Below are 13,160 nucleotides of genomic sequence, written 5' to 3'. Positions count from 1 at the left end.
GGTGGCCGCAACGTCATTTCCGTACGGCGATCCCGGCCACCAGGGTGCGGGCGATCGACGTCGCGAACGTGTCGAGGTCCTGCGGCGGCTCCTTGCCGACCTTCGCGTCGTAGGCGAAGGCCCGCTGGGAGCACGCGCCGAGCAGCAAGGACGCCGCCGCGAAGGTGTCGGCGCCCGCGTCGACGCGGCCCGCCGCCTGTTCGGCGCGCAGGTAGGCGTCGAGACTCTCCAGGGGGCGGTGCGGCCCGGCGTCGAGCCGCCGCATCGACGCGTCGTGGCGGGCCTTGAGCCGGGTCTCGGCGTAGAGGGAGGCGGCGATCGGGAAGCTCTCGGCGTAGAAGAGGGCCGCCTGGCGGGCGATCTCGGTGAGGTTCTCCTCGACCGTGCGTCCGCCCGGCTCGGCGGCCAGCGATTCGAGCAGCGGTGCCAGCTTGGGGAGACGTTCGGTCAGGACGGCGACGAAGAGCTCCTCCTTGGCCGCGAAGTACTTGTAGAGCGCCGCCTCCGAGCAGCCGGCGCCCCGCGCGATCTCCTTGGTGGTCGTACGGGCGAGGCCCACGGTGGTCCACAGCTCGTGCGCCGCGTCGAGGATCCGTTCCCGGGTGGGCTTCTTCTCCATGGCTGCTCCAACTGGCTTGACGTAAGGGTGAGTACACACTCACTCTAGGGGTGAGTGAACACTTACCCACCCCAAAGGAGGGTGCGCCATGAAGCTCACAGTCTTCGGTGCGACCGGTGGCATCGGCCAGGAGATCGTCCGTCAGGGACTGGCCTCGGGCCACGAGGTCACGGCGGTGGTACGGGATCCGGCACGGTTCACGGTCACCGGCGAGCGGCTGGAGGTCCACCGGGCCGACCTCAGGGACCCCGACTCCCTGCGCGGAGCCGTCACGGGCAAGGACGCCGTACTGTCCGGCCTCGGCGCACGCCGCCGCGCGGACGCCGGTGTCGCCGCGAAGCTGACCCGCTCGGTCCTCGCCGCCATGGACGCGGAAGGCGTCCGGCGTCTGCTGGTGGTCAGCGCCGCCCCGCTCGGCCCCACTCCGGACGGACAGACCGTCCTCGACAAGGCGGTGCTCGCGATCGTCAACTCCGCCCTGAAGGACATCTACGACGACCTTCGTGTGATGGAGCGCGACCTGGCGGCGAGCGCCACGGACTGGACGTCCGTACGCCCGCCCAAGCTGACGAACAAGCCGCTCACCGGCCGCTACCGCTCGGTCGTCGGCGGCAACCCGCCCCGCGGCCGCTCCCTGGCCCGCGCCGACGTCGCCCACGCCATGCTGGCGATGATCAACGACCCGGCGACGGTGAAGCAGGGCGTGGGGGTGGCGTATTGAGTCGGAGCGGTGACGACCGGGGGCGGCGGACGCCGCGGGCCGGCCGCGTCCATCGGACGTCCGAGCAGCGCACGGCTACGCGCAGTCGTCGCCCCGAGCCTCCACCGGCCGGTACGTGGTCGTCCGCGGGCTGTCGCCCGGCCGGCCCGGCCACGGGCCCGGCAACTCGAGGACGGCGGTCCGCTCCGAGGTCAGGGTCATGAAGGTCGCCAGCGGAAGGTCGTTCACCCAGTCGACGATCGTCTCCGTCCTTCCCTCGCCGTCGGCCCGCCACAACCGCCCCCCGAAGACCGCGTAGCGCATCCCGCACTCCTTGGTCATGTCGTACGGGTAGCGGACGCCCCGGACCGGCCGGTCGGGGCCGAGCGTGGCGGCCGGAGCCTCGCCGTACCGCCGCTCGGGCTCCCGCCCGAGACACTCCGGCGCCGGCCCGGCCAGCGGGCGGAAGCGGAGCGTGGGCAGGGCGGTGGGCGTGTCCGTCTCGAAGACCGCCGTGTCCGGCTCGGAGCGGGAGTGGCGGCCGTCCGTCCAGCTCATGTAGCCCCGCATACGGTCCGCCGCCCACCTCACCGTCGCCGACGATCCGCCGTCGTCCCGCTCCCACACCCGCCCGCCGAAGACTGCGTACCGCAGGTCGCAGACGGCGGACAGGTCGTAGCGGTAGCGGACGTCCTCCACCGGCACGCGAGGGCCGGTGTCCAGCGGGTCGTCGGCTCCGGAGGGCGGCTGGGGCCGGTACTTCCCCTCGTACGGATACGCGGGCGTGGCCGGCCCGGCGGTCGGGCCCGAGGGCAGCACCGGCGGCGACGGCTCCGCCCAGCGGACGCCCAGGACCGAGCCGCCGGCCACCACGAGCGTCGCAGCGCCGGCGGCGAGCGAGCGCCGCACGTGTCGGATCCGCCGCCCACGCCCCACGACCGCGGCGACGGGCGCCGGCCCCGCGCCCCCGTCGGCGGCCAGATCGCGCAGCCCACTCCTCAGGGAGTCCTCGGAGAGCAGGTCCGGGGAGAGCGAATCCTCGGAGACGGAGGTCTCGGAGACGGATTTGTCGGAGACGGAGTTCTCGGCGTCGTCCATCACGCGCCCCTTCCCGCGTATCCGGCGAGCGCGCCCCCGGCGCGCAGCCGTTCCAAGGCCCTGTTGGTCCGGCTCTTGACCGTCCCGGGCGAGCAGCCGAGCAGCTCGGCCGTCTGTTCCACGGACAGGTCCTCGTAGAAGCGGAGCACCACCACCGCGCGCTGCGCGCGGGGCAGTGCGGCGAGCGCACGGGCCAGTTCGAGGCGCGCGTCGGCACCACCGGCCATGTCATGGGTGTCCGGCGCGCTGTCGCTCCCGGGGCGTACGACCTCGGTGTGCCAGCGGCGGCGGCGCCAGGTCGCGTAGAGATTGACGACGACCTTGCGGGCGTACGCCTGGGGCGAGTCCCAGCGGGCCGAGCCGCCCCACCGCAGATAGACCCTGACCAGCGCGGCCTGGACGAGGTCCTCGGCCGCGTGCGGATCACCGGTCAGCAGCCGGGCGGTGCGCAGCAGCGAGGCGTACGCCGACTCCGCGAACGCGGCGAAATCCGGTGGGCCCGTCCCCTCCACCGTTCCCCCTCGACGAGCGTGCGGCCCCCGCTTCCCGGGAGCCTGTCACCCACTCGACAACCTGGGGAACCCGGAGGGTTCCACGGAATGCTCAGATGCTGACGCCGACCGTCACCGGCTCGTTGACGAGCGTGATCCCGAAGACGTCCCGGACGCCGGCGACGACCTCGCGGGCGAGCGCGAGGAGGTCCTCGGTGGTGGCCTCGCCGCGGTTGGTGAGGGCGAGGGTGTGCTTGGTGGAGATACGGGCGGGTCCGGAGCCGTACCCCTTGGTGAAGCCGGCCTTGTCGATCAGCCAGGCCGCCGAGGTCTTGACCGCGCCGTCGTCCCCCGCGGGGAAGGCCGGCGGGGTCACGTCCGCGCCGAGCCGCACGGTCACCCGGGCGAGGAAGGTCTCGTACTCCCCCGGGGTCAGGATCGGGTTGGTGAAGAAGGAGCCGGCCGACCAGGTGTCGTGGTCGTCGGCGTCCAGGACCATGCCCTTCCCGGCCCGCAGCTTCAGGACGGTCTCCCGGGCCTGCGCGAGCGGGACGCGGTCGCCGGCCTCGACGCCGAGGGCGCGGGCGGTCTCGGCGTACTTGATCGGCGCGGAGAGCCCCGCCGCCTCCTCCAGCTCGAAGCGGACACGCAGCACGACGTACCGGTCGGGATCGCCCTTGAAGCGGCTGTGGCGGTACGAGAAGGCGCACTCGGCGTTGGTGAGGGTGACCGTCTCGTCGGCCCGGCGGTCGTAGGCGACGACCTCGGTGATGGTGGCGGAAACCTCCTGGCCGTACGCGCCGACGTTCTGGATCGGGGTCGCGCCGGCCGAGCCGGGGATGCCGGCCAGGCACTCGATCCCGGCGAGCCCGGCCTCGACGGTGCGCGCCACGGCGTCGGTCCAGACCTCGCCGGCGGCCAGCTCCAGCTTCGTCCCGTCGAGGGCGAACCCCTTGGTCGCGATGCGCAGGGCGGTGCCGTCGAAGCCCTTGTCCCCGATGACCAGGTTGGATCCGCCGCCGATGACCAGCAGCGGGGTGCCGGTGGCGTCCGCCTCGCGGACGGCGGCGATCACCTCGTCGTCGGTCGTGGCCGTGACGAGCCGAGCCGCGGGACCGCCGAGCCGGAAGGTGGTCAGGGGGGCGAGGGGGGCGTCGTGGAGTTCCTGCACGCGCTCAAGAGTACGGGCTCGTTCCGCGTGCGATGCGGGGCCGGGCCGCCGCCCCGGCCCCGCCGGGGCCGACCCGGCGGAAGGCTCGACCCGGCGACCCGCCGAAGACCTCCACCGACGCGCCGAAGGCCGGACGTCGCCGGGTCTCCCGGCGGCGTCCGGCCTGGCGGCGCCGACCCTGCCCCACACCCCTCCCACCCGTGGGGGGATGCGGTCCGCCGGGCGGCGCGGCGCCGCGTCGGTCACACCGCGGCGAGGGGGCGCTCCTCGGAGTCCTTCGCCTGGGTCGCCGACATCGCCCGGTGCCTCGGGATGAAGAGGGAGGCCAGCGCCCCCAGGGCCACCATCCCGGCGCCGACCCAGAGCGCGGGTACCAGGCCGTCGACGAAGCTCTGGCCGGACTCGTATCCGCCCTGCGCGGCGAAGATGGAGGCCATGACCGCGACGCCGAGCGCACCGCCGACCTCACGCAGCGCGTTGTTGGCGCCGGACGCGATGCCCTGCTCGGACGGGCGGACGCTGGACATGACGAGGTTGGCCGCCGGGGCGAAGTACAGCGCCATGCCGATGCCGCTCACGACGAGGGCGGGGAGCTGGACGGCGTACGAGGCGTCGGGGGTCAGGACCAGCGCGAACCAGGCGAGACCGAGCGCCTGGAGGGCGAGGCCCGCGGCGACGACCGGGCGGCCGCCGATCCGGTCGGAGAGCGCGCCCGCGAGCGGCGCGACGATCATCGGCATTCCGGTCCAGGGCAGCATCCTCAGTCCCGCCTCGGTCGGCGAGTAGCCGAGAACGCCCTGCATGTACTGGCTGAGCAGGAAGATCGAGCCGAACATACCGAGGAACATCAGCAGGCTTGCCGCGTTGATGCCGGAGAAGGCGCGGTTGCGGAAGAGCCGCATGGGCAGCATCGGCGCCTTGGCGTGGATGCCGTGGTGGATGAATCCGCCGATGAGCGCGGCGCCGGCGATCAGCCCGGTGAGGACGGTCATGGAGGTCCAGCCGTCGATCGGGCCGCGGATCAGCCCGTACACGATGCCGAACAGACCGCCGCTGGCGAGGAGCGTGCCGGTGAGGTCGAGGCGGGCTCCGGTGCCGTGCGACTCGGCAAGGCGCAGCCGGGCGAGCGGCAGCAGCGCGAGGCCGAGCGGAACGTTCAGCCAGAAGATCCACTGCCAGGAGATGTGCTCCGTGAGGGTGCCGCCGATGAGCGGGCCGGAGGCGACGGCGAGGCCGTTGACGGCGCCCCAGATGCCGAACGCCATCCCTCGCTTGGCGGCCGGGACGGCCGCGGTGAGCAGCGTGAGGGTGAGCGGCATCATGATCGCGGCGCCGACGCCCTGGACGGCGCGCGCGGCGATCAGCGCGTCGATGCCGGGGGCGAGCGCGGCCGCGGCGGAGGCGCCGGTGAAGACGGCGAGTCCGACGACGAAGAGCCGGCGGCGGCCGAAGCGGTCTCCGAGAGCCGCGCCGAACATCAGCAGGACGGCGAAGGTGAGGGTGTACGCGCTCACCGTCCATTCGAGGTCGTGCAGCGCCCCTCCGAGGTCCTCGCGGATCGAGGGCAGGGCGGTGGTGACGACGAGGTTGTCGAGGGCCGCCATGAAGCCGGCGACGCTGGTGATGACGAGGGCCCAGGCGGCGGAACCGCGGCGGGCTGCTGGCTGGTTCATTACTGCCCCTCAAGTCTCGGGTTAGTTATTGATGACTAACTTTCGCGATCATGAAAAGCCGGCACACATCACACCGGATGGCGCTACTTCTCCAGACGGCCGAGGCGACGGGCGGAGGGATAGAACCCCTCCCAGACCCGGTGCTCCGGCGGAAATCCCATGGCGACGAGGGTGTTGATGAGCATGCCGTACGCCAGGAAGGTCGTGGTCTCGCCGACGTCCGCACCGAGCGGCAGGTGGACGGTCTCCCAGAGCTCCATCCAGCCGGCCCGGACGGCCTCGCCGAACTCGTGGTCGCCGGCCTCCTCCGCGGCGGCCACCGCGACGTACACCTGCATCTGCATCAGGAGCCGGTCCGGCTGCTCGGCGATGAGCCGGGTGTAGGCGTTGGCCATGGCATGCAGGGCCTCCTCCCCCGTCAGCCCCTCGGCGGCCTCCCGGAAGACCCGCCGGGTGTCCTCCAGGCAGCGCTCGGACGCCGCCAGGAAGATGGCCTTCTTTCCGGGGAAGAGCCGGAACAGGTACGGCTGCGAGACGCCGACACGCTTGGCGATCGCCTCCGTGGAGGTGCCGTGGTAGCCACCGCGGGCGAATTCCCTCATCGCCGCACGGATGACGCTCTCGCGCCGCTCCTCCGCACTCATCCTGACCATGTGACTAAGTTAGTACTCAATCACTAACTTGGTCAAGAGGGCGCTGGAACCCGATCCAAGCAGGATCGGGGGCGACCGCTTCCGCGGCCGCCCCCTCCTGGCAATCAGTACCGCTACGCGAGCCTGACCACGGCCCGGGACATGCCCAGAACCTTCTGGCCCGCCGACATCGCGGTCAGGTCCACCCGGACCTGGTTGTCGTCCAGCTTCGCCGCCACCTTGGCGCCGACCTCGATCAGGGCGCCGTCGTCGTCGTTGGGCACGACCACCGGCTTGGTGAAGCGCACGCCGTACTCGACGACGGCCGCCGGGTCGCCGGCCCAGTCGGTCACGACGCGGATCGCCTCGGCCATGGTGAACATGCCGTGCGCGATGACGTCCGGCAGGCCGACGCCGACCGCGAACTTCTCGTTCCAGTGGATCGGGTTGAAGTCACCGGAGGCACCGGCGTAGCGCACCAGCGTGGCGCGCGTCACCGGGAAGGACTGCGCCGGCAGCTCCGTGCCGACCTCGACCTCGTCGTAAGCGATCTTCGCGGTCATCCTCAGGCCTCCTCGGGGGCGCGGGACACGAGCTTGGTCCACGCGGTCACGACGTGCTCGCCGGTCTCGTCGTGGACCTCACCGCGGATGTCCAGGATGTCGTTGCCGGCCATCGACTTGATCGCCTCGATGGTCGAGGTGACCGAGAGCCGGTCACCCGCCCGCACCGGCCGGGTGTACGCGAACTTCTGGTCGCCGTGCACGACACGGCTGTAGTCCAGGCCCAGCTGCGGGTCCTCGACGACCTGCCCCGCGGCCTTGAAAGTGATCGCGAACACAAAAGTCGGCGGAGCGATCACATCGGGGTGACCGAGCGTCTTAGCCGCTTCCTGGTCGACGTAGGCCGGATTCGCGTCGCCGATCGCCTCGGCGAACTCGCGGATCTTTTCGCGGCCGACCTCGTAAGCCGCGGTGGGCGGATAGGTCCGGCCCACGAAGGACTGGTCGAGCGCCATGGACTCGATACCTCCTGGATTTGTTGCCGACAAACGACACGAGGCCGCCCCCTGGTGGGGACGGCCTCGTGTACGAGCCTGATTAGCGCGTCTCGCGGTGCGCCGTGTGCGAGTTGCAGCGAGGGCAGTGCTTCTTCATCTCAAGACGGTCCGGGTTGTTACGCCGGTTCTTCTTGGTGATGTAGTTCCGCTCCTTGCACTCCACGCAGGCCAGCGTGATCTTCGGGCGGACGTCGGTGGCAGCCACGTGAGTGCTCCTTGGACGGACGGATGGACGGATGAACGCATAAAAGAGTAGCCGATCGAAGGACCGACCCCACAATCGGCTACTGTGTGTAGCGGTGACCGGACTTGAACCGGTGACACAGCGATTATGAGCCGCTTGCTCTACCGACTGAGCTACACCGCTTTGATGATCCGGATCCCGCCCGAAGGCGGGTTCCCTCTCACCAGAGCCCCAATACGGAATCGAACCGTAGACCTTCTCCTTACCATGGAGACGCTCTACCGACTGAGCTATTGGGGCGAGCGATGAAGACATTACACGGTCCTCCGCCGATCGCCCAAATCCGTTTCGTGCCCTCCCTCCACGCGCCCACGCGCGCGGTCTCCTCCCCCGTCCCGTAGGCCACACGTGGCCTCATCAGTACGACTATTGCGCTCCTCCTCGAAGGGCGGCCGGAGCGCCCCTAGGCTCGGCCCCACGCTGCGTGATCTTGTTCTTGAGCTGGAACTTTGAGGAGCCTTGAGGAGCCCGATGTCAGCCGACAGCAAGCAGCCCCAGCCGCCCGACGACTGGGCCGCCGCCACCGCCGACTCCACCTCGCTCCTGCTCTCCAACGCCCGCCTCACCGACGGACGGACGGTCGACGTCCGGATGGGCGGGGGCCGGATCGAGGCCGTCGGCACGGCCGGCAGCCTCACCGCCCTCGGCGCCCGCGTGGACCTCTCCGGCTATCTCCTGCTCCCCGCCCCCGCGGAACCGCACGCCCACTCCGACACCGCGCTCAGCGCCGACTCCCCCGGCCCCGCCTCGTACGCCCCCGAGGAGGTGCAGCGGCGGGCCACCGAGGCCGCGCTGCTGCAACTCGGCCACGGCGCCACCGCGCTGCGCGCGCACGTCCGGATCGGCGACGTACAGGGCCTGGGAACCCTCGAGGCGGTCCTCCAGGCGCGGCGGTCGCTGCGCGGCCTGACCGACCTCACGACGGTCGCGGTGCCCCGGCTGCTCACGGGAGCGGCGGGCACGGACGGGCTCGCGATGCTGCGGGACGCCGTGAAGATGGGCGCGGGCGTGGTGGGCGGCTGCCCCGACCTCGACCCCGACCCGGCCGGGTACGTGGAGGCGGTCCTGGAGGTGGCGGCGGAGCAGGGCTGCCCGGTCGACCTGCACACCGACGGTGACGATCCGGCGCGGCTCGCCCGGCTGGCGGCCATGGCGGGCGGACTGCGGCCGGGAGTGACGATCGGCCCGTGCGCCGGCCTGTCCCGGCTGCCGTCGGAGGTGGCGCGACGGGCCGCCGACCAACTGGCCGCGGCCGGGGTGACGGTGGTCTGTCTCCCGCAGGGCGGCTGCGGCGCGACCGAACTGCGCGGCGCGGCGCCGGTCCGGCTGCTGCGGGCGGCGGGCGTACGGCTCGCGGCGGGCGGCGGGGCACTGCGGGACGTCTCCAACCCGGTGGGGCGCGGGGATCCGCTGGAGGCCGCGTATCTGCTGGCCTCGCTGGGCGGACTGCCGGCCGAGGACGCCTACGGGGCGGTGAGCGCGACGGCCCGTACCGCGATGGGACTCCCCGAGGTACGGGTGGAGGCCGGGTTCCCGGCCGAGCTGCTCGCGGTGCGCGGTGAGCGCCTCTCGGGCGTGCTGTCCCTGGCGTACAGCAGGATCGTGGTTCACCGGGGCCGCGTGGTGGCGCGGACCAGCGCCGTACGCGAGTACTGCGACTCGGCGGCGGCGCTCGACCTGCCGCGCCAGGCCGCCCGCCCGGAACGTCCCGAGCCGGGAAGCCCTCCGGCCGGTCCCGTCGTACGGTCGTGAGTATGCGCATTGTCATCGCTGGAGGACACGGTCAGATCGCCCTGCGCCTGGAGCGCCTGCTCGCGGCGGCGGGGCATGAGGCGGCGGGGCTCATCCGCAATCCGGAGCAGGCCGACGACCTGCGCGCGGCCGGAGCAGAACCGGTCGTGCTGGACCTGGAGTCGGCCACGGTGGAGATGGTCGCGGCGGTCCTTCAGGGCGCCGACGCGGCGGTCTTCGCGGCGGGCGCGGGCCCGGGCAGCGGCACCGCCCGCAAGGACACGGTGGACCGCGCGGCGGCGGTCCTGTTCGCCGACGCGGCGGAACGGGCGGGCGTACGCCGGTACATCGTCGTCTCGTCCATGGGCGCCGACTCCGCCCATCCGGGCGACGAGGTCTTCGACATCTACCTGCGCGCCAAGGGCGCGGCGGACGACTCCGTGCGCGCCCGCGAGGGCCTGGACTGGACGATCCTGCGCCCCGGCTCACTGACGAACGACGCGGGCAAAGGCCTCGTCCACCTGGGCGCGGCGACGGGCCGCGGCCCGGTCTCCCGCGACGACGTGGCGGCGGTCCTCGCCGAACTCCTGGACACCCCGGCGACGGCGGGCCTGACCCTGGAACTGATCAGCGGCTCGACGCCGGTCGCTGTGGCGGTGAAGGACATGGCGGGCAACTGACCCCCGGAACAAGGAAGAAGGTCCCCGGTGCGAACACCGGGGACCTTCGGCCTGCAGACCCGCGCCGACCTGGTACGCAGCACCACATGCGCGACAAGTGCCTGGCTCCGTACAGGTGTCGCCCACGGACCGCTGCAAACGGGCCATGACGGTCGAGATGTTGCGCCGTCCGCAGGCGCCCGGCCCGCCTCGACCGTACGGCGGCGTCACCATCCACCGGGGCGCGCGTCACCGCACCGAGCGTCTACACGCCGTCGCGAAGGGTCGAGCGCCGTGCAGCCGAGTGGCGGCGCCGGCCATCTCGGTGGCCGACGCCGCGTCGTCGTGAACCCTGCTCCGGTATCGGATCAGCCCCATGCGGGGGTGGCGAACATGCTGGCCTCGTTGTATCCCGAGTGGGGGTAGGAGGCGCCCCAGCTCGTAGCCTCGGGCTGGGTGCGGGGGAAGTCCGCGGCCACCAGCGTCGCCAGCTCGAAGTAGGCCTGACGGGTCCGTGGCTTCATCTGCTCCAGATCGACTTCCGCGCCCGTGGCGAGGTGCTCGTCGAACGGAATCAGCACCACGCCCCGGCACCGGGCGCGGAAGTGGTCCACGACGTCATTGACCCGCACCATCTTGCTCTTCTTGCGGGTCTCGGAGATCACGGTGATGCTCCGCTGGACGAGGTCGTCGTAGTTGTGCGCGCTGAGCCAGTCCAGGGTTGTGCTGGCGCTGGTGGCGCCGTCCACGCTGGGCGTGGCGATCACGATCAGCTGGTCCGCGAAATCCAGGATGCCCCGCATGGCGCTGTGCAGCAGGCCGGTTCCGGAGTCCGTCAGGACGATCGGATAGTGCTGTCCGAGGCAGCCGACCACCTTTCGGTAGTCCTCCTCGTCGAACGCGGTGGAAAGCGCGGGGTCCGCCTCGTTCGCGAGGATCTCCAGTCCGCTCGGGGACTGGGAGGTGAAGCGCCGTACGGCCATGTAGTTGTCGATGTTCGGGAGCTCGGCCACGAGGTCGCGAATGGTGGCGCCGGTCTCGCAGCGCACGCGTCGACTGAGCGTTCCCGCATCCGGATTGGCGTCGATCGCGACGACCCGGTCCTGGCGCTCGCTGGCGAGAGTCGCGCCCAGGGCAGTCGTGGTGGTCGTCTTACCGACTCCGCCCTTGAGGCTGATGACGGCGATCTTGTGGCACTGCGTCACCGGAGTGCGGAGGATGGCCAGCTTCTGCTGACGCTCCCGCTCCACGCTCCTGCCGGCGAATCGCAACCGACTGATGCTGGGACGTTCGGTGGTCCGAGTGCGCAGCAAACGGTCGGAGGAGAGCTCGACCGCGGCACTGCGACCCAGGGACCCGCCGCCGCGGCCACCCCGGTCCGGTGACTGCCAGGGCGCCGGACTCTGGTGAGCCGACGGGCTGTAGGGCGCCCGCGCTCCGGGGGCACCGTGCGGCATGTGCCCCCGGTTGCCGTAGGAAGGGGGCAGCGGCTGCTCTGCGCCGAGGCCGTGCGCGGCGGGCGCCGAGGGGTAGTGCTCCGCCGCGCCGCGCGGCGGTGAGGTCTCGTAAGCGCCCCGCATGCTGGTCGCGGGTTCCGTCGACTCGGCGTCGCCGGGCTCGCCGGCGGCGGGCGGGCGGAGGTCGGGGCCGTCGGAGGCCTTTCGTCTCCTGTCGGCTGCGGGACCGTCGACAGAGGTGTCGCGAACGTTGGTCACGGTGGGTCCTTTCGACTGCGTGAGAATTCCGTCGGGTGCTGGGGCGGGGTGACGACTGCGGTACTCGCCGGCCGGCGGTTGGGTCTGCTTGCCGAACCGATGACGTGAGGCGTCTGCCTCGGGCGGACCGCCGAGGGGAACGGGAGCGACCGGGGGTATCCCCTCGGCCAGCCTCCTGATCCGAGGCTCGGACCGACCGGACCGGGACAGAACAGCCACACCCGCGCGATCCACCACGGGCTCCAGGAGGCGCGGTGCCCCGGGCGGCGTGGCGAGAGGGCCCGGCGGGTCGGCGCGGACGAGCGTGCCGTCCCGGGCGAACGTCAGGCCGAAGGACACGAACTGCTCCACCGTCAGGACCTGTTTGTCCCCGCGCGGGGTGGGCGGGGACGCATGCCAGGACGGGGTCCCGCCGTTGCCGAGCCCGGCCGACGGCGCATACGTGGCGCGGTACTGCTGATGGGCCTGCAGAGCGCGCTGGACCTCGGGCGGGACCTCAAGTCGGCTGCGCACGCGGAACCGTCCGGGCTTCAGGTTCTCCGTGCGCTGCAGCTGCACCTTCAGCGGCCCTACGAACGAATAGCCCTGCTGATCGGCGTACTCGCGCAGCTTCAGGACCAGGCCCTCACCGAGCATGACCAGGCACGCACTCTGCAGTTCGTGATCGTTCGGACTGAGTTCGACGATGAAGCCGTTGGGCGCGATGAAGCAGTCCCGATGCCAGATCCTGGCGTTTATGTCGCACTCACGCCTGAGAGCGCCGATGAACTCCATGGGCTGGACCGCAGATTTGAAAACCTTGGCGAAGGTTCCGTTGACCAAGGTCTCGAAGCGCTGTTCGATCTTGTTCAGCGTCCCCAATGCAGCCTCCGGGTGCTGGTCTGCCGTGATGGTCAGATGAAATGAAGATTGCCGATAGTAGCTATATAGCCACAATCCGTGACTGTCTGCGGTGTGTCGCCCTAATTCACCGGATCGGTGACTCCAGCGGGTGTCCGGAACGGCGCCCTGCGGGCCGACAACACCGGTGCGACCTCCGTGACCTGGCCTTTTCGCCCGGAATCACCCCCGGCACCGCCAACAGCCCCTACGGCCCGTCAGGCGGAGCAGGGCCGGATGGGCCCGTCGGGCGCTCGCGATTCGCGGCCGCCGCCCGGCCCGGGAGACCCTCGGGCAAGGCCGGTTCGGTTCTCGTCGACACGGGAGGACGGCGAGTACGCGGCCAACGCCAAGATCTCCGCCCGCCTCGACCGGACCGCGCGGACCGTCCACCGCCTGAACCACAGATCGGCCGGTGTCAGCAGGTGGCGCCCCGAGCCTCGTCCACATGTCGTCCAAAGACGCCGGAAGGGAGCGGGATTCGGCGA

At 71.5% G+C, this 13,160-nt stretch carries 12 protein-coding genes, 2 tRNA genes and 1 pseudogene; 3 read left to right on the top strand and 12 right to left on the bottom strand.

Annotated features, from left to right (window positions below; translation table 11 throughout):
* Nucleotides 1-13 precede the first annotated feature (13 nt).
* Nucleotides 14-619 carry a TetR/AcrR family transcriptional regulator gene (locus ACFC0D_RS11520; RefSeq protein ID WP_376433614.1) on the bottom strand — a complete coding sequence of 202 codons (606 nt, stop codon included), beginning with the start codon at nt 617-619 and terminating at the stop codon, nt 14-16.
* Nucleotides 620-707: 88 nt separating this feature from the next.
* Here ACFC0D_RS11520 and ACFC0D_RS11515 point away from each other — a divergent pair, with 88 nt between their 5' ends.
* A complete protein-coding gene (locus ACFC0D_RS11515) occupies nt 708-1,340 on the top strand; it encodes an NAD(P)-dependent oxidoreductase (protein ID WP_376433612.1) in 633 nt (210 codons plus the stop codon).
* Between the two features lie 75 nt (nt 1,341-1,415).
* On the opposite strand, the gene ACFC0D_RS11510 is transcribed toward ACFC0D_RS11515, so the two are convergent.
* The 10 genes and pseudogenes from ACFC0D_RS11510 to ACFC0D_RS11465 form a co-directional block, all read right to left on the bottom strand.
* Entirely contained in the window at nt 1,416-2,417 is a 1,002-nt protein-coding gene (locus ACFC0D_RS11510) for a hypothetical protein (protein ID WP_376433610.1), read from the bottom strand.
* Nucleotides 2,417-2,929 (bottom strand): SigE family RNA polymerase sigma factor, encoded by a 513-nt coding sequence (locus ACFC0D_RS11505; RefSeq protein ID WP_376433608.1) that lies wholly within the window; start codon nt 2,927-2,929, stop codon nt 2,417-2,419. Before ACFC0D_RS11505 ends, ACFC0D_RS11510 begins: the two co-directional genes overlap by 1 nt.
* A 91-nt stretch (nt 2,930-3,020) precedes the next feature.
* A pseudogene (locus ACFC0D_RS11500) lies at nt 3,021-4,097 on the bottom strand (UDP-N-acetylmuramate dehydrogenase); the annotation flags it as partial.
* 224 nt (nt 4,098-4,321) lie between these two features.
* Entirely contained in the window at nt 4,322-5,752 is a 1,431-nt protein-coding gene (locus ACFC0D_RS11495) for an MFS transporter (RefSeq protein ID WP_376433606.1), read from the bottom strand.
* A gap of 83 nt (nt 5,753-5,835) precedes the next feature.
* Nucleotides 5,836-6,405 (bottom strand): TetR/AcrR family transcriptional regulator, encoded by a 570-nt coding sequence (locus tag ACFC0D_RS11490; protein WP_376433604.1) that lies wholly within the window; start codon nt 6,403-6,405, stop codon nt 5,836-5,838.
* 113 nt (nt 6,406-6,518) lie between these two features.
* Nucleotides 6,519-6,947: a MaoC family dehydratase gene (locus ACFC0D_RS11485; RefSeq protein ID WP_376433602.1), complete on the bottom strand. Its 429-nt coding sequence runs from the start codon at nt 6,945-6,947 to the stop codon at nt 6,519-6,521.
* Nucleotides 6,948-6,949: 2 nt separating this feature from the next.
* Nucleotides 6,950-7,402: a MaoC family dehydratase N-terminal domain-containing protein gene (locus tag ACFC0D_RS11480; protein ID WP_376433600.1), complete on the bottom strand. Its 453-nt coding sequence runs from the start codon at nt 7,400-7,402 to the stop codon at nt 6,950-6,952.
* 82 nt (nt 7,403-7,484) lie between these two features.
* On the bottom strand, nt 7,485-7,649 hold the full coding sequence (rpmG, locus tag ACFC0D_RS11475) for a 50S ribosomal protein L33 (protein WP_003956487.1): 165 nt from the start codon (nt 7,647-7,649) through the stop codon (nt 7,485-7,487).
* 89 nt (nt 7,650-7,738) lie between these two features.
* Nucleotides 7,739-7,811, bottom strand: a tRNA-Met gene (locus ACFC0D_RS11470).
* 44 nt (nt 7,812-7,855) lie between these two features.
* Nucleotides 7,856-7,928: transfer RNA gene (locus ACFC0D_RS11465), tRNA-Thr, on the bottom strand.
* 231 nt (nt 7,929-8,159) lie between these two features.
* On the opposite strand from ACFC0D_RS11465, the gene ACFC0D_RS11460 reads away from it, so the two are divergent.
* Together ACFC0D_RS11460 and ACFC0D_RS11455 are read left to right on the top strand one after the other, a co-directional pair.
* Nucleotides 8,160-9,440 carry an amidohydrolase family protein gene (locus tag ACFC0D_RS11460; protein ID WP_376433598.1) on the top strand — a complete coding sequence of 427 codons (1,281 nt, stop codon included), beginning with the start codon at nt 8,160-8,162 and terminating at the stop codon, nt 9,438-9,440.
* A 2-nt stretch (nt 9,441-9,442) separates the two neighbouring features.
* Nucleotides 9,443-10,099 carry an NAD(P)H-binding protein gene (locus tag ACFC0D_RS11455; protein WP_376433596.1) on the top strand — a complete coding sequence of 219 codons (657 nt, stop codon included), beginning with the start codon at nt 9,443-9,445 and terminating at the stop codon, nt 10,097-10,099.
* Nucleotides 10,100-10,446: 347 nt separating this feature from the next.
* Here ACFC0D_RS11455 and ACFC0D_RS11450 read toward each other — a convergent pair whose 3' ends face one another.
* Nucleotides 10,447-12,654 (bottom strand): FhaA domain-containing protein, encoded by a 2,208-nt coding sequence (locus ACFC0D_RS11450; RefSeq protein WP_376433594.1) that lies wholly within the window; start codon nt 12,652-12,654, stop codon nt 10,447-10,449.
* Between the last annotated feature and the right edge of the window lie 506 nt (nt 12,655-13,160).

This window comes from Streptomyces sp. NPDC056222, assembly GCF_042264065.1.
Taxonomy (GTDB): Bacteria; Actinomycetota; Actinomycetes; order Streptomycetales; family Streptomycetaceae; genus Streptomyces.
This window is presented reverse-complemented; position numbering and strand designations above follow the sequence as displayed.